The organism is Sphaerothrix gracilis Ecp01 (assembly GCF_030405905.1).
Classification (GTDB): domain Bacteria; phylum Cyanobacteriota; class Cyanobacteriia; order Phormidesmidales; family Phormidesmidaceae; genus Sphaerothrix; species Sphaerothrix gracilis.
The window spans coordinates 52,607-71,623 of the sequence record NZ_JASATW010000021.1 but is presented as its reverse complement, the minus strand read 5'-3'; the positions used below and the strand labels follow the sequence as shown (position 1 = coordinate 71,623).

The window sequence follows — 19,017 nt, the reverse complement described above, 5'->3', positions numbered from 1 at the left end:
CAATGAGATCAAGACTTGATAATGCTTAATACAGCTTATCTGCCGCCTCTGATTAGACCCTCGCTAGGGTGACGGCTTCGGGCTGATCCTGATATTTACCCTGCCGGGTTTCGTAGCTAATGGCACAGGGTTCTCCTTCAAAGAAGAGAAGCTGCACCACGCCCTCGTTGGCGTAAATTCGGCAGTCAGCACTGGAGGAATTGGAAAATTCCAAGGTGAGATGCCCCCGCCAGCCCGCCTCAGCGGGCGTTAGATTTGCAATAATACCGCAGCGGGCATAAGTAGATTTACCTATACAAATGACGCTGATATTGTTGGGTACCTGGATGTTCTCTAGGGCTACCCCCAGCCCGTAAGAATGGGCAGGCAGAATAAAGTAGCTGCCGTTCTCGTCGGTGCGCAGGGCGGTGGGTTCTAGGTTGTCGGGGTTGAAGTTTTTAGGGTCAACGACGGTGCCGGGGATGTGGCGAAAGATCCTAAACTCGGCTGGAGACAGGCGAATGTCATAGCCGTAGGAAGAGAGGCCGTAGCTGATGACGTGGCGCGATCGCCCTGTATCTTCCAACGGTATCTGCCGGACTAGCTGAGGCTCAAAAGGGGCAATCAAGCCGTCAGCCGCCATTTGATGAATCCAGGTGTCGTTTTTAATCATGACCGCCGTGTATGAGCTTTGACCGAGTATTATTATCGCTCGCCGTTACGAAAGGTCAACCAGTTAGGCATGGCTAGCTTCCAGTGAATCGCCGCTGCCCGCAGGCCAAAAATTAGGGCAAAGGCGATCCAGTCGCTGCCCTCAAAATTAGGAAACCAGTACCGCAGCAGGGCGTAGAGAGAACAGCCCAGCAAAATGGGAGTGGCATATAGCTCCCGTGACATCAGCAGCGTGGGGCGTCCGGTGAGCACGTCGCGAATGAGGCCGCCGCCAATGCCCGTGAGCACAGCCATCGCGATCGCCACCGGAGCTGTAAATTTGAGCGCCAATGCCTTATGTAGGGCTTGCAGGCTGAACAGGGCTACGCCCAAACCGTCAAAATACAGCAGCAGCCGATAGGTGGTCTGAAACAGACGAGCCCCAAAAAAGGCCAGCAGTGCGGCCAAAAGCGCTATCCATAGATACGAGGTATTGCGCAGCCAAAACACGGGCGTATCCATCAGCATGTCGCGGACGGTGCCACCCCCCAAAGCCGTCACTACCCCAATCACGGCAATAGTGAAAATATCCATCTCCTGCCGCGCGGCGGCAAGCACGCCAGTAATGGAAAACACGGCGGTGGCAATCAGGCCAATGCTGTAGGCAAGCATGTTTGAGCGATTTGATTAAAAGCTCTGCTATTGTCCTACATTGACTGTTCACTTTGAATCAAATCTAATCGATTTGCTGTCTCAATCTTTTGCTCAAACGATCTAAATTTTCTTGAAAAAGCTGGGTATCAGGATGATTCATGCCCAACTTGTTCTTTGCAATTTCAATAGCTTCGAGATACAGGGATTTAGCTTTATTATATTGCTGTTGCGATTCGAACAAAAATCCTAAATTATTTAAGCTTGTTGCCACATCTGGATGAGATTTACCTAATAGCTGTTTAGATAGCTGTATAGCCTCTAAATAGAGCGGTTCTGCCTGATCATAAAGCGCCTGTTCTTGATATAAGTTAGCTAAATTATTGAGTGCTAATGCCATATCTGGATGAGATTCGCCAACTGCCTCTCTACGCAGCTTCAAAGCTTCAAGATAGAGTGATTCAGCTTTGCTGTAGCGACCCTGAGATTCGTATAAATTAGCTAAATTGTTCAGGCTTGCTGCTACATCTGGATGAGACTTACCTAATAGCCGTCTACGCTGCTCTAAAACTTGCAGATAAAGTGGCTCTGCTTCACGATAACGATTTTGTAAAGCATATGAATTGGCTAAATCACTTAAGTTTGTTAGGAATTCTGAGTTTAATTTATCAGAGATTTGTCGACGTGCTCTCAAAGAAGCTTTGAGAGAAAACTCGGCTAAGGCATAGCGTCCACTAGAAAGATAAATTGAACCTAGACGGTGTAAGCTCTCTGCTTTATCCTCAAGCTGGTTAAACTGACGTTGCAAGGCGATCGCCTTTTGACAATATTTCTCAGCCTGCTCCAGCTCGGTCGCATAGCCATAGGACTGCCCTGCCAAAGCTCGATTTAGATGAACCTGGCTGATTTGACTGTAAAGCGGAGCTAGGAGCGGATCGTTGGGATTTTTGGCTTCGGTCTGGGCAATTAGCGCTTCTAGATCTGCGAGTGGAATCGTCACAGCATCGCGGTCGGGCAGCTCTAGACCGTCCAAATTGCGGATTGACTCAATCGCCCGCACCGGTACTGCCGCCGTTTTGCGCGACGCAAAGCGAAAAACTCCCTGCCGCCAGCTCCAGAAATCAGGAGCCGCTTGGCTGAGGTCAGTCAGCATCTGATGGGTCATCCACAGCACAACCGGAAAGTGAAACTGCCGCAGTCCCTCCCGTGTCCACTGCAAATAACCAAAAAAGGTTTCCTGCTGCGATCGCTCAGCCCCTAGCTTCAAAAACCGGAGCTGCTCCGTCCCCGTAATCGTCACCACCGACCGACCGCCAGCTTGCAGATGAGATTCCTGCGCTACAAGCTGATTCAGTGCCGCCTTTAAGCTGGGGTCTTCCAGAGATAGCGTCAGGCGGTAGGGGCGGACATCTGGTTTAAGTTCAGCTTCATAGCGATCGATAATTTCGTTGCGCAACTGACTATCATCACAGGCAGCGAGCAGCAGACTCAGCTTTTGGTCACTGGCCTCGATCGCAATCACCAAATCATCATAGGCATCTTGGTTTTGCGGCTCTAGCTCTGCCCAGCTCACTCAATTAGCTCCTTGCGCCGTAGCAGCTCTTCCACAATGGGGTGCAGGTCGTACCAAATCTCATCATTGCGATACTCCAGCACGTGCAGCCCATGTAATAAGTCTAGAAATTTTTGCTCCTTTGGATCATCAGGTAAAAACCGCTCGTGGGTGGTACGCAAAATTTCAAAATCGGCCTTGCCCAGAGTCATTTCAAAATCTAGCCGCAGTTCTTTAATCCCCTGCTGCAGAACTGCCTGATCAATAGCAATATCTGAGCGGTCGGGCTGCCACCGAATCTGCCGCAGACAAATGCGACAGCACACATTCGCCAAGCGAATCAGCTCCCGCATCACGCCGCCGCTGTTGATTACAATTTGCGTCGCGGTTTCCGGCTCCAAAACACCGCTAGGAATACGCTTTTTCAGCACTTCACACAGGGTACTGACTGCCGGAGCGATCGCTTCTGGCTCTGGCTGCCGCCGCTCTCCTTTAGCAAAGAGCTTGCTGACAGGCATCTCCACAATCTGATTATCGGTCTCCGTAATCATCATCGCCCGCAGCGAAGCGTCTCGCAGGGAGGCCACCGGAGTTGTGTAGATAATCTGAAAACCGGGCAGAAACAGCGCCTTGATATGCTCTTTGTAAACCTCGCGGACAACCGCCAAATCGAGCTTATCTAGGTCGTCGATGATGACCAGCACCTTTTTATTGGTTACGTTTTTAATGGCCGCCGCCATGATATTGATCTGGGCAACTAAGTCAGAAATTTTGCGCTCAAACTCCTGCTTAATTTCGTTACGGATGCTGGCCTCAGACTTGAGCTTGCCCCGAATAAATTCAAACAGATTAAACCCAACGGAAACCTCCGCGCTCACTGGCGTCTCCGTTTCAATTCGGGTTTTGGTGGCAAACCACTGGTTAAAGGCCTCCTTTGTGCCCGCTGGAATTTTCACATTCTCTCGCTCAGCCTGATACATCAGATTAACGGCGATCGCAAAGAGGATATTGATATGGTTGACGTCCGACATTTCAATGGTGTCGGCAATTGAAAAGAAGACGACAAAATAGCCCCGCTGCTGACACTGACGGCCAAACTCTGCTAGCAAAGTGGACTTGCCGCAGCCTCGGTGTCCGGCAAAAATTGTCTTGCCGTTTTCAGAACCATCATCTTCCACAAGCTGCTGTAGTTCCGCTAAAACCTCGCCGCCATAGGGCACCCGAAATTTAGCCAGCTCATTTTCATCCAGCAGCGGCAATAGGTCCAAATTTTGATAGGCTTCTCGAAACGCTAACAGTAAGCTTTCAGCCATTTTGTGCCCTGCCTCAGTGCCTTCTATTCATATCACAGGTTTCAAAGGCGATCGCTCGTCACTCAAAGTCTATAGATGTTATCTTTTGCTAAAGATTATCAACTAAAAATGACTTTTTAAATTTCAGCCTCGATTAGCAGCAGCTTTTCTCAGCTTCACCCCCAAGGGCACCGTGACGACGCCGTGCCCTTTCCGTTTATGGAGTCAGGCTAGGAGTTCCTCGCAGGAGACAAACATGGTTTTTAGGCAGCAGGCTCGCCGTCCTTCATCGCGGCTAGTGGTTAGGGATGGCGAAGTCCCTGACGTAGTACGTTTAGGCGATCCTCATTCGCAGTGGCGCGATCTCTATCATCTCTTGTTGACAATTCCCTGGACAGGATTTATCGGGCTGCTGAGCCTGATCTACTTGCTGATCAATACCCTATTTGCGATCGCCTATTTTGCTGGGGGTGACTGCATCGCCAACTCAGACGGGTCGCTGATGGACGCCTTTTTCTTCAGCGTGCAGACAATGGCCTCCATTGGCTACGGCAGTATGCACCCAACGACCACCTACGCCAACCTGCTGGTTGTGATCGAAGCCTTTGCCGGACTGCTATTTGTGGCAATGGCAACCGGGCTAATTTTTACCCGCTTTGCCCTACCCACCGCCCGCATTTTGTTTAGCCACTACGCCGTGATTTCCCGGCACAACGGTGTCCCTACCCTGATGTTCCGCACCGCCAATAAGCGGCGCAATCGCATCCTGGAAGCTCAGCTTTGGGTCACCTTGGTACGAGACGAAGTGACCTTAGAGGGAGAATACCTGCGGCGGTTTCATGATCTGCAGCTCACTCGCTCCCATACCCCCCTGTTCGCTCTCACCTGGACGGCCATGCACCCAATTGACGCCAGCAGCCCGCTCTATGGAGAAACGCCGGAGTCACTGGCAGCCGCCAATGCGGAGATTGTCGTGGCCTTTACTGGATTAGACGAGACAGTTTCTCAAACCATTCATGCTCGCCATTCTTTTGTTTCCGAGGAGATTTTGTGGGGCTATCGTCTAGCGGACATTCTGCTGTGGACAGATGATGGGCGGCGGGCCATCGACTACACCAGCTTCGATCGCGTTGTCCCCGCCCCTACCACCAGTGACTCAAACGGCCTGAGCGCGGTTGAACCCGCCAAAGACGGCTCGCTGCTGTAACCCTCCAGCTAGAACACCTATCGCGGAAACTGCTGCATTAGCTGTCTTACCTGCTCCGCATGATAAGAACTGCGGGTCAGCGGCGAAGATACCACCTGCAAAAATCCCAGCGCTTGCCCCTGCTGCTGCCACTGAGCAAACTGCTGGGGCGTGACAAAATCCTGCACTGCTAAATGCTTGGGGCTAGGCTGGAGATACTGACCGATAGTGAGGATATCGCAGTCCACCTGACGCAAATCGGCCATCACCTGCTGCACCTCAGCGCCAGTTTCCCCCAGACCGACCATGATGCCAGATTTGGTGTAGACCCCAGGGGCGATCGCTCGGCTGCGCTGCAGCAGTTCCAGCGACCGGGTATAGTCGCCTTGAGGCCGAACCCGGCGGTACAGCCGTGGAATCGTTTCCGTGTTGTGATTCAGCACTTCCGGCTGGGCCGACAAAATAGTCTCTAAGGCTTCCCAGTTGCCGCAGAGATCGGGGATTAGCACCTCAATCGTCGTCTGGGGTGAAGCTTGACGAATAGCCGCAATGCAGGCCACGAACTGAGCAGCGCCGCCATCGGGCAAATCATCCCGGTTGACTGACGTAATAACGACATGGTTGAGGGCCATCCGCTTGACGGCTTCGGCTAGGCGCAGCGGCTCAGTCGGATCTAATGCTTGCGGCTTTTTCTCAAAGTCAATATCGCAGTAGGGACAGGCGCGGGTGCAGGCAGGCCCCATGATCAAGAAAGTAGCAGTCCCTGCATTGAAGCACTCGCCAATATTGGGACAGGAAGCTTCTTCGCAAACGGTATTGAGGCCCAAGTCTTGCAAAACGGCTTTGACATTGCCCACCCGTTCCCACTGAGGCGCTTTAACCCTGAGCCAGTCTGGTTTAACTGCCACTAATCTTTTGCTCTAAAAGTCCAAACTCATCTTAGCAATTCCTGATCTAACTGCGAGTCGACTTGCCAGCAGCGTTAGAACTGCAGGCGATCGCGGCAAAAGTTATTCAGCCTTTACGAACCGTAGTATTTTCTTTAATCATCCTCATCAGTTCCTCAGATTTGCTCTCTATTGTTGAAGTCAAGCTGAAGTTCAAAATTCCCTTATAAATCGAGCGCAAATTTGCGTGAAGCGTAAATTTGGCTTTGTAGTTCAGAACTGTTGTCTAAACAAAACTGTTTTAATAATTGAGGCTGCTATGACATCTTGTCCTTATTGCTCAAGCAATGTACTTCGCCACATCCGGCACAATCAAATTTATTGGTTTTGCCAACACTGTTGGCAGGAAGTGCCTGAGCTATCCGAGGTTTTAGCAGATAAACGCTGGCAGGCCTCGTCGGTTTTAGCCACGCGCCGAACTTCGATGCCTGTGCCTCAGCGTATCTCTGTTGCCGTGTAGCCAGTAGTTTATGCCTTTAGCAGCAGGCCCACAGCGTCTATAACCTGCTGGGTAACGTGGGTCAAAAAATCTAGATTGAGCGTTGCCAGCGTATCGGTGGGCTGATGATAGTGAGGATTGCGGAAATTAGCAGTATCGGTGACTAAAACGGCACCGATATTTTTTTGCCAGAAAGCAGCGTGGTCGCTGCGCAGCAAATCGGGAGGTAGGTCAGGGCTGAGCGGCACCGGCAGAATAATGGCTGGGGGAGAACTGGGGCGCTCTGCCGTTTGAAAAGCCTGCAAAAGTTCAGGGTGGTCAATGTCGCCAATAATGCCAATAAAATCGCCGCGATCGCCCGATAACTCTAGCGGTAAATCGGCAGGATATTGCTGACAGCCTAGCAGATCGCAGGTATAGCCCAGCATTTCTAGAATAATTGCCCCGACCAGGTTGTCTAAGTTGGCGCTCTTGCTGACGTGGGCCAGGCTGCCCACCAGTCCCGCTTCTTCTCGGTCGAAGAAAACCAGCCGCAGCGATCGCGGATAGGTTTGCGTCCCAAACAGCCGGGCCACTTCCAAAGCCGCCGCCACGCCGCTGGCGTTATCGTCAGCCCCAGGAGAATCGCTCACCGTATCAAAGTGAGCCCCCACCACCAGGGTGCCAGCCCCAGCAACCCTGCCAGTTTTCTCAGCTACCAGATTAATCCCTGTGTCAAAAGACTCTAGCTGCACCTGCCAGCCAAAGGTTTCTAGCTGCTCAATTAGATAGCCTCTAGCCCGGATCCGATCGATCTCATCAAAGCGGGGATAGGCGATCGCGGCAATGTGGTCTGCTAAACGCTGGCGATCGGCAGTTAAAGCAACTTGGGCAAAGCGCTCAGAGGCTTGCGCCACTAAATGGCCTGAGTGCCACTGCAGAGCAGGCAGCGCCGCCGTAGCAAAGGGAATGATGTCTAGAATAGAGATGAGACAAAGGGTGGCGATCGCCATCAAGCCCAGACCAATAATCTTTTTGATTTGCATAGACATAGACAGAATTATGTCGTTATTTATTGCTTTGTATCAATCTTGATATACAAGAAATAAAAGCTCATAAAAGTTAGCCTTTTACCTCAGATTCCTGTTAAGAATAATGGTCTAAAACTAATCTCAATCTCTTCTCCAAGATAAGATAAAAAGATAAGCAGGAGAAAATCATCTGTCAGACCTCCAGCAGGCTTTTTACGGATTGGAATCCTCCTTTTGTCCGGTTATCTCATCAATTCGAGGTGTTTGCATGAACATTTTCAGAATGATTAACGGTATGTTTCAGTACTTGCTAGAAGCGATCGCTCGGATTTTTAGTCCCAGTGATGATGCTTACCCAAATATTGGCGTACAGCCGTTTTCCGGAGAGCCGTTTTCCGAATGGCTAGAAGCAGATTTTAGTCCCGTAAGCCGCTAGAAGTGTTATCAGGGGTTCTTCAACGATTTCGCTGAAAATGCAGTCTCACTACAGCCGACCTCCAGAACTTCTGGAGGTTTTTTATGGCCTAAAATCCCCAGAATCGACGTGGGCCAGTATCTAAGTGCAGCAGATTAGGAATTGTACTATAAATGCCAATGCCCCCCGGCCACCAGGTCATAACGGAATTAGCCAGTCGCCGCCCGCTATAGCCCTCTACCTGTAGATCTGCGGCCTTACCTGTCAGGTGATAGCTGCGGGAAGCGCCCCCCACTGCTCGGTTTACCGCAGGCGGGCGGTACCAGGAATTAACCTGAAAAGGGCGACCAATTTGGTTTCTAGCCCGCTGCAGCTGTCGCGCCAGCCCAATAATGTTGTTAACAATTTCTTCCGTGGCTGGAATCCGGGTGCCGTTTTTAGTGGCCTCGCCCCAGGTGAAGCTGCCCCCCGGAATAATTGGCTGGTCGCTATAAAAGGTGCTGACGTTCCCCGGCAGCTTGAAGCCTCGGCCTGTGTAGGTAGGGACAGACGGCGGGGCAGGTTCAGGTCGCGGATAGAGCACCCGCCCCTTGCGCTCAACCTGCGCATGTCCTTCGTAGACATACCAGGTGCTCAGATTCATAACGTAATCTCTTTCGTAGCGCAGAGCAAACTTAATATGATCGTTGAAGTCACCGCTAGCATCAGCATAGGCATAGGAGTGTAGCTTCAGCACCGTACCTGCTGGAATCGCGTAGGTTTCGCGATCAGAGAGGGCGCTTGACTGCACAGGACGCCGCTTCAGTAGGGTATTCTCAGTGACTCGCAGGACTAAGGCATTCGGATCTTCGGGGGGATAAATGACCCGGCGATCGAACTCTACATAGGCGTGCTTGTCATAGACAAACCAGGTATTTAAGCCACGAATATAATCCTGCTGATAGCGCAGCGTAAATTTAATGTGGCTGCTAAAGTCGCCTTGAGCATCGGCATAAGCGTAGGCCAGCAGCGCATAGCTTTGATCCTGCGAGATCGATACCTTTTCATCGTCCGGTAGCATACCAGATTGCAAAGGCCGCCTCTTTAATACGGTGTCACGCACAATTCGCAGTACGGGAATAGCGGTTTGGTCTTCACGCGGATAGACCACCTGCCCCTCAGTCTCAATCTGCGCGTGCAGGCTATAGACATACCAGGTATTGAGACCCCGAATCTCTTCATTTGCTAGAGCTACCCGCACATGCCCATTGAAGTCTCCAGTAGCGTCAGCATAGGCATAGGACTGAATCTCAAACGTAGTGCCTGCCGGAACCGAGTATTTTTCCGCATCACTTAGCCGTGATGACTGCTCAGGTCGCAGCTTAAACACCGTATTTTCTGTCACCCTGAGAAATTGCTCCGCCATAGCCGCAGTGCCTTTGTGTCTGTTGGCTAGGTTAGCAAAGGTTGCGGGTAGTAGGTGAGACCGTTGGGCCGGGTTTTAGTCATGATCTTGGCTGTAATCACAGCCTCTAATCCGCCCAACCTGCCCGCTTAAAAGAATCCGGCAGTTGCTATTAATCAATCGGCGCAAGGGAGCGATCGCTTTTTAAGAGGACAGTCAGGGCGATCGCCTGCAGCTTTTTAAGCTATTGCTGAGTCGTTATTGAAAGACGAATTCTTTTGCACTTTAAAGATTTCGTGAACGGGATAATGGGTTTAGTACACATGAACTATAATTGAGTCATATTCATTCTGCAGTGTACTCAGCCAGTCCTATGTCTACACTCGCTACGCCCACCACTCCCCATTACACCGCTTATCCACCTGCCTGGTCTACAGTTCGCTTTCGCCGCGCTAAGGAGAAAAAAGGTTGGGCGCTGCTGGGCATTCCCCCTCAGATTTATCCGCTGGTGGCGCTGCGACTGTTTGAGCTGCGGGCGCGGCTGATCGAGCGCCACGACTCAGCCACGTTTATTAGCTTGCTGTTTGAAGCCCCTCCCGGCTTAACCGCCAAGCTGGCCTGTGCCTTTCCGGCCCCACCCGGCTGCGAAACCCTAAAAATTTCTGAGGCGGGCGATCGCATTCTTTCCGGCAAAGCTGCCAGGTCTGCCAAAGCTATTTCGCAGCAGGCCGATCCGGTAGACATCGCGATCGCAGCAGCTTGACCTCCGTCCAACTGCTGCAACAGCCAAGCGCCCCCGGTTTGAGAGCGCTGGCCACTTTGCTGTGCGGGCTATAGAACTGTGAGAGGCTTATTCAGCCATACTAGGACGGCGATCGCCATTGGTGAGGACGGCCTGCATGAGCGGTTCATCTTCAGGTAAATAACCGGATGTGAGCCAGGCAGCTAGCGGCTCAGGCGGACTCACCTGGCTGAGCTGTTTCATCAATGCCTCTGACTCCAGTACCTCATCTTCCAGCAGGATCTGAGCCGTTTCTTCCAAAACCTGACGGTTTTCCATCAGAATCTTCAGCGCCATGCTGTGCGCGCCGTCGATAATCACTTTAACTTCGTGATCGATCAGCTCTGTTACCTGGGGGCTAATTGTCCGGCGGGGATTGCTCATGCCTTCAATGAACTGCTGCTGCTGTTTTTCAAAGGCAATTGGGCCGAGGCGATCGCTCATGCCGTAGACAGTGACAAAACGCTCGGCTAAATCAGTGGCCTTTTGAATATCATCTCCGGCTCCGGTAGACACCTTGCCGAAGACCAGCTCTTCAGCGGAGCGGCCCGCTAGCAGGATAGCGATGCGGCCTCGCAGCTCGTCTTCCCCGACCAAAAATCGATCTTCTTCCGGTAGCTGTAGAGTGTAGCCTAAAGCGCCAACGCCTCTGGGAACAATGGAGATTTTTTCCACCTTGCCCGCACCGGGCATCAGAGAGCCGACAATCGCGTGTCCGGTTTCGTGATAAGCCACGGTGCGCTTTTCAGTTTCATTCAGCACCCGACTCTTTTTCTCCAGTCCGGCAATCACCCGCTCGATCGCTTCGTTGAAGTCAGCCATTTTGACTTCGTCACCCTCGCGGCGGGCCGCCAGCAGAGCCGCTTCATTCACTAAGTTGGCTAAATCGGCTCCGGCAAAGCCAGGGGTACGGGCGGCGAGCTTAGCCAAGTCTACATCCTCAGACAGCTTGACGCCGGGGGTATGCACTTTCAGAATGGCCTCGCGGCCTTTTTTATCAGGGCGATCGACAAGCACTTGGCGATCAAAGCGTCCGGGCCGCTGTAGCGCTGGATCTAACACTTCAGGGCGATTGGTAGCCGCCAAAATAATCACGCCCGTATTGGCGTCGAAGCCGTCCATTTCGCTCAGGAGCTGGTTCAGGGTCTGCTCCTGTTCGCTAAAGCCGCCACCGCCAAAAGGACTGTTGCCGCCCCGCGATCGCCCCAGGGCATCTAGCTCATCAATAAAGACAATGCAGGGAGACTGCTTCTGGGCCTGCTTAAACAGATCGCGCACACGGGAAGCCCCAACGCCCACAAACAGCTCAATAAACTCTGAACCAGAAATACTCAAAAAAGGAACGCCCGCTTCTCCAGCGACGGCCTTTGCTAACAGCGTCTTACCCGTTCCGGGCGGGCCGACTAGCAGCAGACCCTTGGGCACTCTGGCCCCTAGGCGGGTATATTTCTCAGAATTTCTGAGATAGTCTACGACTTCTTCTAGCTCCGCCTTGGCTTCGTCTACACCGGCCACATCGTTGAACCTAACCCCGGTTTTACCTTCGCTGTAAGCTCTGGCATTACTTTTACCGATGCCCAGCGCCGCCGCGCCGCCGCCTGGTCCGCCTTGACCACGCCGCAGCAGAAAGGAGTAAAGGCTAAAGAGCAGCAGCGGAAAAATCAGCCAGCCCAGCAAACCGCCAAACCAGCCCCCTTCATCAGTCGGCACCGCCGAAAACTCAACCTCGTGCTGCCGCAGCAGCGCCGTCAGGCCATCATCATTGGGCAGAGAAACGGTCTCATAGCGCAGCGTCGCGTCCTCCCCTTCTTCAGCCACCGCTTCAGGAACGGCTGATTCTTTTAGCTCATACTGAATACGCTGGTCTTGAATAGTGACTCGCTTGACCTGGTTGGCCTCCACCTGCTCAATAAACTCGCTATAGGGGATCTCTTCGTAGCGATCGCCAAACTGAGAGGACAAAAACGTATTGAGAATGAGAAAGAAGGCAAAAAAGATCAGCAGGCTGCCGCCGAAGCTGCGAAAGGGCGATCGCGACGAGTCTGAGTCTTTATTGGGGGAACGACTATTGTTTGAATTCGAAAACATGGGCAAGGCTTAGGCTGCTGTTAAAGCTAAATGACTGCAGTTTGCGCCAGCCGCTGACCCGTGGCTCAGGCCAGCCAGTCCGATCGGTTGGCGTCTATGTTCCAATATGTGAAAAAAGACGAGCCTTGATCAGCCGTCCCTAGACAGATTTTGGCCGATCTGGCAGATAAGAACACCAGTCACTCCATCCCCCCACATAGAGCTGCTGCATGGGTAATCCCGCCACCACCTGAGACAGCAGGTTGACGCAGGCCGTCACGCCAGAACCACAGTAGACAATCACCTCTTCGGCCTCAGCCGCTGCCTGCCAGTGCTGTTGAAGTTCTGCCGGCGATCGCAGGCGTCCCTGGTCATCCGTCACTGCCTGCCAAAAATAATTGGCCGCACCGGGAATGCTGCCGGCGATCGGATCGATTGGCTCTTGTTCTCCCCGATAGCGCTCTGGCGATCGCGAGTCAATCAGCAGCGTCCCCGGCTGGTCTTTACGCTGCCTGACCGCTTCTATCTCAGCCGTCCAGTGGGGGCGAGGACGGGGCACAAAATGACCGAACTCAGGGGACGGTACGGTTGGCGAAAGGGGATAGCCTGCCGCCTGCCAGCCAGCGAGTCCGCCATTGAGCACCGCAACCTGAGAATGACCTAAGTAGTTCAGCAGCCACCACAGCCGCGCCGCAAAGGCAAAGCGAGAGTCATCGTAGGCCACAACCCAGGTTTGGCTAGCAGGCGGCTCAGAGTGAATGCCGAGGGCGCTCAGCTTAGCCGCAAACTGCTGAATATCGGGCAGGGGATGGCGACCGCCATGCGCCTGTACCGGGCTGGACAAATCCTGGTTGAGATCGAGATAAACCGCGCCGGGAATATGACCGGCTAGATACTGCTGCTGACCCTGCTGGGGGTTAGCCAGGGAAAAGCGACAGTCAACAACAACAAGCTGGGGCTGGCCTAAATGCGCCGCCAGCCAGCTTGGCTCTACAACGGGCTGGGTCAAAGATGGGGGCATGGCAGATCAAGATAGCAGCCAATAGGTGGTCATCAGGCCCCGCCCTTTTACTTTAATCTCACCGCGCCGCTCAAAGCGATAGCGCTGCTTGAGACGCTCGTATACGGCTGAGGTTACCTGGATTTTACCAGGCGCGCCCTGCGACTCCATCCGGCTGGCGACATTGACCGCATCTCCCCACAAATCGTAGGAAAACTTGCGAATGCCAATCACGCCTGCCACCACAGGTCCCATATCGAGGCCAATACGGAGGTTAAAAGAATGCCCATCGGCTCGCTGAAACTGGGCGATCGCCTGCTGCATTTCTAGGGCAAAGGCCGCGATCGCCTCTGGATGGTTAGGATCGGGATCAGGCAGACCACCCACCACCATGTAGGCATCACCGATTGTTTTAATTTTTTCCAGGCGGTGTTTGGCGGCGAGCTGATCAAAAGTCGAAAAGATTTCGTTGAGCAAATCCACCAGCGTTGTCGGCGGCATACTGGCTGAAAGGCCGGTAAAGTTGACGATATCCGCGAACAGAATGGTCGCCTCTTCAAAACGATAGGCAATTGAGCTGTGGTTTTGCTTCAGTTCTTCCGCGATCGATCGCGGCAAAATATTGAGCAACAGTCGCTCTGATTTCTGCTGTTCTGCCTGCAAAGCCCAGTCGGTGCGCCGCCGCTCAGTGGTATCGCGGGCCACCCAAATTACTCGGTTGTCGGGCATGGGCGAAATGATGGCGGTATACCAGGCCGTATTTTCAAAGTCGTCTGGTGCGGCGTTACCCTGCCGCTGATCGCCTTGCTGCCAGTCACCCACCGGCAAATTGTATTCTAATCGGACGGGCTGCTTGGTATTGAGGGCGCGGTGAATGTTGCGCATAAACAAGTTGGCCTGATACGGCGGCAGCACTTCGTAGACAGTGCGCCCCACCCGCTCTTGATCAGGCCGGTAGAGCAGAGCCGAGTTGGTGGCTACCATGTTGAGGTAGCGCCCCTCCGAGTCAAAGACGGTGATCACATCTGTCATGGCGGCGAACAAAGCCCGCAGTTCCGCCTCCGAGTCCCGCAGAGCCTGCTCGATTCGATGCCGTTCTTGAATTTCCTCGGTAAGCTGCTGGTTGGACTGGGTCAAAGCGGCTGTACGCTGCAGGACACGGCGCTCTAACTCTTCATTGGCTCGCTGCAGGGCAATCTCAGCCTGCTTGCGGGCGGTAATATCCTGGACAGTGCCTTCGTAATAGACCACCTCATTGGTTTCATCTCTGACGGCCCGGGCGTTTTCCGAAATCCAGATGCGGGTGCCGTCCTTACGGTAAATCTCTGATTCAAAGCCAACAACAGCATCGTGCATCTGCATCATGCTGACGAACTCATCACGGCGACCCGGCTCTACATAGAGCTGATGCTGAATATTGGTAATATGGGCCATCATTTCTGCTGCCGAATCATAGCCGTAAATAGCGGCTAGAGACGGATTAGCGCCAATGTAGCGACCGTCAGACGTGCTTTGAAAGATACCTTCTACAATGTGCTCAAAAATATTGCGGTATCTGGCTTCTGCCTGACGCAGCCTCTCCTCGGCCTGATTGCGCTCTGTGATGTCAATGCCAACCGTAAAGGCGGCTTTGCCCTGATTGTACTTTTGAGCCACGATCAAAAAGCTGCGCTCTACGCCCCCTACAACGGCGTCAATTTCGCAGCCAGCTTCAACCTGCGGACTGGCAAAGAAGTCACGTACAAACCCAATAAATTCCTGGCTCGTATCCAAGAAGCCAATGTCTTGACCGACAAATGCCTCCGGCGGCATCCCAAAGTTTCTCGCTAGATGCTGATTCACGCCCAAATAGTGCAGATCAGCGCTAATCCAGGAAACAATTCCCGGCACCGCTTCTAAAATGGCCTGAAGCTGGTCTTTGGCACCCCGCAGCGCTTCTTCTGCCTGCTGCCGCTCCACCACTTCTTCGACGAGGGTATCATTGGACTCCCGCAGCGCTGCCGTTTGCTCGAGAAAACGCTGTTCAATCGTGTTTTTTTCTAGCCTGAGCTTGTGCAAGTAGCGATCGCGATCGCCAATTTCAACCTGTAGCTGCTGGACTTGCTGCCGCAGTGCTGCAATCTCTTGCTGCATAGCCTCCGGTGTCTGAGGCATCTCAGTTGTGAAAAAAGAGGGACAAGGCGGCGGGCTAGAGCTATCAAGATTGGAGGATGGCGATCGCTTCGGCATAACATCTGCGCCTAGCTAAGAGGCGGCTTCGCTGTAACGTGAGCTGTACTTGGCCTAATTGAAAACACAACTATTGATTACATCCATCACACCCTGCCAGTTCCTACCGTATTCCTTTTTTCTGACTTAGTCATCCGTTTGCCTGCGGCTTATTCGCCATTTTTCAGCCAAATTTTCTCAAATGCGCAAATTCTAGTCTCACAAAGACTCAAAAAAGTTTTGAGTATTGCCTTGGCTCCGCCATTAGCATGGGAAAATGAGACACGCATATCGGGATTGAGACCAGCAGTGAAAGCATTAATTATTGGTAGCGGTGGCCGCGAACACGCTCTAGCCTGGAAACTTTTGCAGTCTCCCCGGATAACAGAGGTGATTTGCATCCCTGGCAATGGGGGGACGGCTACCCTGGCAGGCTGTCGCAATCTATCTCTGAGCATCAGCGATTTTGAGGGCATTGCTCGCTTTTCGCTGGTGAACAACATGGCTTTTGTCGTCGTTGGGCCAGAACAACCTTTGGCAGAGGGGATTACCGACTATTTGCAAAACCAGGGCATCAAAACGTTTGGCCCGACTCAGGCAGGTGCGCGGATTGAGTCTAGCAAGTCTTGGGCTAAGGCCCTTTTGCAAAGCGCCCACATCCCCACCGCTGCCTCTCAGTCTTTTACTGAGGCAGCGGCAGCGATCGCTTATGTAGAACAGCAGGGAGCACCCATTGTAGTTAAAGCCGATGGCCTAGCCGCTGGCAAAGGCGTAACCGTTGCTCAAACGGTAGAGGCTGCTAAGGGGGCGATCGAGGAGTCTCTGTCTGGCCGCTTCGGCCTAGCGGGGGAGCGCGTCATAGTTGAAGCTTATCTTACGGGTCAGGAAGTTTCAGTGTTAGCGGTTACGGATGGGCAGACTATTCGGCCCTTAATGCCCGCGCAGGATCATAAAACAATCGGCGAAGGCGATACCGGCGCGAATACTGGCGGCATGGGGGCCTACGCGCCCACTCCGGTAGTCAAAGCAGCGCTTTTGGAACGCATTGAAGCCGAAATTTTGCAGCCGACCCTCAAAGCCCTCCAGCAGCAAAACATCAACTATTGTGGGGTCCTCTATGCCGGTCTTATGATTACCCCCGCCGGAGCGCCGCAGGTGATTGAGTTCAACTGTCGCTTTGGCGATCCGGAAACTCAGGTTGTCTTACCCCTGTTGGAGACGCCTCTAGAAGAAATCATCTTAGCCTGCATCGAGCAGCGCCTAGCGGATCTGCCTCCCTTTGAGTGGAAACCAGCGGCAGCCGCCTGCGTGATCATGGCGGCTGCCGGATATCCTGACACCTATCCCAAGGGTATGGCTATTGGCGGTCTAGAGGCGGCGGCTGAAACAGGCGCCCTGGTTTTTCACGCGGGTACCCGGTTAAAGCAGCAGCAGGTACGGGCCAATGGCGGGCGCGTACTGGGCGTGACGGCCCTGGGGGAGACATTTGAGCAGGCGATCGCCAATGCCTATCAAGCCGTAGACTGCATTGAGTTTGCCCAGAGCTATTACCGCCGCGACATCGGCCACCGGGTCAAGTCTTTACCCTCTCTCTAAGCGGCTAGGGCCGCGCTGCTCTTAAGTTTTAGTGAGTTTTGGCCGACTCTATGCCCTTCGCCGCCAAAATTGCCTGCATCTCCCGCATCAATGCTGCTTGCTCCTGCTGCAGACTCTCTAAGCGACTGAGAATTTCTAGTAAACGGGGCTGCAACTCCGGCGGCTGGCCTTTTTTCAAGCGCTGCAGCGCGTCTGCCCGCCTAAATAGCCGAAAAACGCCTAATAGTAGCCACTGCATCAGCCGCAGCGGCAAGCTCAAAATGCCGACCCAAACTTGGCGCACAAACTGCGCGATCGCCCCTAAAAAGCCCCAAAGCGATAGCAAGACTACAACGGCTAGCCCTAGGGCCAGCAGCGGATGGGTCACCATCCAGGCAATGACGGGATGCTGGCTCAGCCAGGTTTGCGTAGAAGCCGCGATCGCCCCTTGAAATCCGCCCGTGAAACCGCCTATGGGATCCGCCTGAGTCATTTCCTGCAGAGAAGTTTTGGTCTGCTCCGCCGTGGCCGTAAGAGAACGAGTTGCCTCTCCCCAACCCTCACCGGCAGCGCTAGCCGCCTCATTGACCGCCGCGGCAGCCTGATCGGTGACGGTTTCTACAACTTCGCCTGCCTGGTTAGAAAAGTTGCTGACAGCATCAGTTGCCCGTTCGGCTGTTTCAGCGGCGGACGACTTAAGCGTCGTTACCGACTGATTAAGGTGCTGCCAAGATTCAGCTAGGCTCGTTTGCCAGCGATCGAACATAACAGTCTCCTAGTTCTTGACCCCCGTTGCCGCAATGCCACGAATAAACTGCCGCTGACCCATTAAAAACAGCAAAACGACGGGCAACGTGGCAATGACGACCGCTGCCATCAGCAACGGCCAGTTATTCGTAAACTGCTCTTGAAAGGCGGCTAAGGCTAGCTGCACCGTCTGCAGTTCTGGCCGCGTAGTAAACACCAAAGGCTTAAACAAGTCGTTCCATTCACCAATAAAGGTAAACAAAAATAGGGTAACTAAAGCCGGACGGGCCAGCGGGATTAAAACCTGCCAGAGAATTTGCCAGCGACTGGCGCCATCTAAGGCAGCGGCTTCCTCCAGCGCTACGGGGATGGTTTGAAAGTACTGGCGCAGCAGAAAAATCCCAAAGCCGTTGGCGGCTGTCGGCAGAATCAAAGCGCCGTAAGTATTGATCAGGTGACCCCACTTTAAAACTAAAAAAATAGGGATGACTAAAAGCTGGAAGGGAATAACTAACGTCGCCAAAACAATCAGCAAAACGGCCTGACGACCGCGAAAACGCAGCCGCGCCAGCGCGTAACCTGCCAGCGCTGAGGTGAAAATTTGGAGGGCTGTGACGCTCAGAGCTACCAGGGTTGAGTTGAAGTAAGCCAGCAAAAATTGTCCCTGCTGCCAGGCTGTCCGGTAGCTGGCTAAAGACCAGGCTGCGGTGGCAGGCAGACCATTAGCTAAGCTGTTAGGGTCAGATAAAGAAGCCAGCAGCACCACGCCCAGCGGCCACAGCACTAAGCCAGCCCCGCTTAGTAACAAAACTAAATTTAGCCAGCGCCAGAGTGTAGCTTGAGAATTCACAGCCGTTGAGAACATGATTGTAGCCCAGCAGGTATTTGGCAGGCAGCCGTTCAAAGCTGCTGATAATCAGCATTTTAAGCGATCGCCCGCCGTTAGCCTCCCGTCCGAATTTTGTAGCTATGATGAATCTACCGTTAGCTGGTTGATATCACACGCTGAGCGCTATAGGGTGTAAAGTGTGAATTTAGGTGTAAGAAACCCTGGATCCTTATAGACAAGATCTCCAATTTCTTGTACTTAACACAGATCAATTTTATTTTGTAACGCAGGAATAGTTAAGGAT

At 53.0% G+C, this 19,017-nt stretch carries 17 protein-coding genes; 5 read left to right on the top strand and 12 right to left on the bottom strand.

The window, feature by feature from the left end; all coding sequences use genetic code 11:
* Positions 1–52: 52 nt before the first annotated feature.
* The 4 genes from dcd to QJQ48_RS20525 form a co-directional block, all read right to left on the bottom strand.
* Positions 53–652, bottom strand: coding sequence for a dCTP deaminase (dcd, locus tag QJQ48_RS20540; RefSeq protein WP_346293122.1), 600 nt, complete (start codon positions 650–652; stop codon positions 53–55).
* A gap of 32 nt (positions 653–684) precedes the next feature.
* Positions 685–1,302, bottom strand: coding sequence for a trimeric intracellular cation channel family protein (locus QJQ48_RS20535; protein WP_346293121.1), 618 nt, complete (start codon positions 1,300–1,302; stop codon positions 685–687).
* Between the two features lie 64 nt (positions 1,303–1,366).
* On the bottom strand, positions 1,367–2,854 hold the full coding sequence (locus QJQ48_RS20530; protein ID WP_346293120.1) for a tetratricopeptide repeat protein: 1,488 nt from the start codon (positions 2,852–2,854) through the stop codon (positions 1,367–1,369).
* Positions 2,851–4,146, bottom strand: a complete 1,296-nt coding sequence (locus tag QJQ48_RS20525; RefSeq protein ID WP_346293119.1) for an ATP-binding protein — start codon at positions 4,144–4,146, stop codon at positions 2,851–2,853. The genes QJQ48_RS20530 and QJQ48_RS20525 overlap by 4 nt, the downstream gene beginning before the upstream one ends.
* A gap of 235 nt (positions 4,147–4,381) precedes the next feature.
* Between QJQ48_RS20525 and QJQ48_RS20520 the strand changes: the two genes are divergently transcribed.
* Positions 4,382–5,332: an ion channel gene (locus QJQ48_RS20520; protein WP_346293118.1), complete on the top strand. Its 951-nt coding sequence runs from the start codon at positions 4,382–4,384 to the stop codon at positions 5,330–5,332.
* Positions 5,333–5,349: 17 nt separating this feature from the next.
* Here the strand turns inward: QJQ48_RS20520 and lipA are convergent, their stop codons facing one another.
* Positions 5,350–6,219 (bottom strand): lipoyl synthase, encoded by an 870-nt coding sequence (lipA, locus tag QJQ48_RS20515; RefSeq protein WP_346293117.1) that lies wholly within the window; start codon positions 6,217–6,219, stop codon positions 5,350–5,352.
* A gap of 62 nt (positions 6,220–6,281) precedes the next feature.
* Here lipA and QJQ48_RS20510 point away from each other — a divergent pair, with 62 nt between their 5' ends.
* Entirely contained in the window at positions 6,282–6,428 is a 147-nt protein-coding gene (locus QJQ48_RS20510) for a hypothetical protein (protein ID WP_346293116.1), read from the top strand.
* Between the two features lie 298 nt (positions 6,429–6,726).
* Here the strand turns inward: QJQ48_RS20510 and QJQ48_RS20505 are convergent, their stop codons facing one another.
* The gene (locus QJQ48_RS20505) at positions 6,727–7,722 is read right to left on the bottom strand and encodes a M28 family peptidase (protein ID WP_346293115.1); all 996 of its coding nucleotides are present in this window, start codon (positions 7,720–7,722) and stop codon (positions 6,727–6,729) included.
* 253 nt (positions 7,723–7,975) lie between these two features.
* On the opposite strand from QJQ48_RS20505, the gene QJQ48_RS20500 reads away from it, so the two are divergent.
* On the top strand, positions 7,976–8,143 hold the full coding sequence (locus QJQ48_RS20500) for a hypothetical protein (protein WP_346293114.1): 168 nt from the start codon (positions 7,976–7,978) through the stop codon (positions 8,141–8,143).
* A gap of 88 nt (positions 8,144–8,231) precedes the next feature.
* On the opposite strand, the gene QJQ48_RS20495 is transcribed toward QJQ48_RS20500, so the two are convergent.
* Complete coding sequence (locus tag QJQ48_RS20495) at positions 8,232–9,527, bottom strand: YcbK family protein (protein ID WP_346293113.1); 1,296 nt, start codon at positions 9,525–9,527, stop codon at positions 8,232–8,234.
* Between the two features lie 352 nt (positions 9,528–9,879).
* Between QJQ48_RS20495 and QJQ48_RS20490 the strand changes: the two genes are divergently transcribed.
* Complete coding sequence (locus QJQ48_RS20490) at positions 9,880–10,269, top strand: hypothetical protein (protein WP_346293112.1); 390 nt, start codon at positions 9,880–9,882, stop codon at positions 10,267–10,269.
* Between the two features lie 87 nt (positions 10,270–10,356).
* Here the strand turns inward: QJQ48_RS20490 and ftsH are convergent, their stop codons facing one another.
* The 3 genes from ftsH to QJQ48_RS20475 form a co-directional block, all read right to left on the bottom strand.
* Positions 10,357–12,381, bottom strand: coding sequence for an ATP-dependent zinc metalloprotease FtsH (ftsH, locus tag QJQ48_RS20485; RefSeq protein ID WP_428843073.1), 2,025 nt, complete (start codon positions 12,379–12,381; stop codon positions 10,357–10,359).
* Positions 12,382–12,514: 133 nt separating this feature from the next.
* Positions 12,515–13,375, bottom strand: a complete 861-nt coding sequence (locus QJQ48_RS20480) for a sulfurtransferase (RefSeq protein WP_346293110.1) — start codon at positions 13,373–13,375, stop codon at positions 12,515–12,517.
* 6 nt (positions 13,376–13,381) lie between these two features.
* Positions 13,382–15,583 carry an adenylate/guanylate cyclase domain-containing protein gene (locus tag QJQ48_RS20475; RefSeq protein ID WP_346293109.1) on the bottom strand — a complete coding sequence of 734 codons (2,202 nt, stop codon included), beginning with the start codon at positions 15,581–15,583 and terminating at the stop codon, positions 13,382–13,384.
* Positions 15,584–15,871: 288 nt separating this feature from the next.
* Here QJQ48_RS20475 and purD point away from each other — a divergent pair, with 288 nt between their 5' ends.
* Positions 15,872–17,158, top strand: a complete 1,287-nt coding sequence (gene purD, locus QJQ48_RS20470) for a phosphoribosylamine--glycine ligase (protein WP_346293108.1) — start codon at positions 15,872–15,874, stop codon at positions 17,156–17,158.
* A 28-nt stretch (positions 17,159–17,186) separates the two neighbouring features.
* Here the strand turns inward: purD and QJQ48_RS20465 are convergent, their stop codons facing one another.
* Complete coding sequence (locus QJQ48_RS20465) at positions 17,187–17,903, bottom strand: hypothetical protein (RefSeq protein ID WP_346293107.1); 717 nt, start codon at positions 17,901–17,903, stop codon at positions 17,187–17,189.
* A gap of 9 nt (positions 17,904–17,912) precedes the next feature.
* Positions 17,913–18,734, bottom strand: coding sequence for a carbohydrate ABC transporter permease (locus QJQ48_RS20460; protein WP_346293106.1), 822 nt, complete (start codon positions 18,732–18,734; stop codon positions 17,913–17,915).
* Positions 18,735–19,017 lie beyond the last annotated feature (283 nt).

Coding starts and splice junctions, on each gene's coding strand:
- dcd (WP_346293122.1), bottom strand. CDS start 652: ATGATTAAAAACGACACCTGGATTCATCAAATGGCGGCTGACGGCTTG.
- QJQ48_RS20535 (WP_346293121.1), bottom strand. CDS start 1,302: ATGCTTGCCTACAGCATTGGCCTGATTGCCACCGCCGTGTTTTCCATT.
- QJQ48_RS20525 (WP_346293119.1), bottom strand. CDS start 4,146: ATGGCTGAAAGCTTACTGTTAGCGTTTCGAGAAGCCTATCAAAATTTG.
- QJQ48_RS20520 (WP_346293118.1), top strand. CDS start 4,382: ATGGTTTTTAGGCAGCAGGCTCGCCGTCCTTCATCGCGGCTAGTGGTT.
- QJQ48_RS20505 (WP_346293115.1), bottom strand. CDS start 7,722: ATGCAAATCAAAAAGATTATTGGTCTGGGCTTGATGGCGATCGCCACC.
- QJQ48_RS20500 (WP_346293114.1), top strand. CDS start 7,976: ATGAACATTTTCAGAATGATTAACGGTATGTTTCAGTACTTGCTAGAA.
- QJQ48_RS20495 (WP_346293113.1), bottom strand. CDS start 9,527: ATGGCGGAGCAATTTCTCAGGGTGACAGAAAATACGGTGTTTAAGCTG.
- QJQ48_RS20490 (WP_346293112.1), top strand. CDS start 9,880: ATGTCTACACTCGCTACGCCCACCACTCCCCATTACACCGCTTATCCA.
- QJQ48_RS20480 (WP_346293110.1), bottom strand. CDS start 13,375: ATGCCCCCATCTTTGACCCAGCCCGTTGTAGAGCCAAGCTGGCTGGCG.
- QJQ48_RS20475 (WP_346293109.1), bottom strand. CDS start 15,583: ATGCCGAAGCGATCGCCATCCTCCAATCTTGATAGCTCTAGCCCGCCG.
- QJQ48_RS20465 (WP_346293107.1), bottom strand. CDS start 17,903: ATGTTCGATCGCTGGCAAACGAGCCTAGCTGAATCTTGGCAGCACCTT.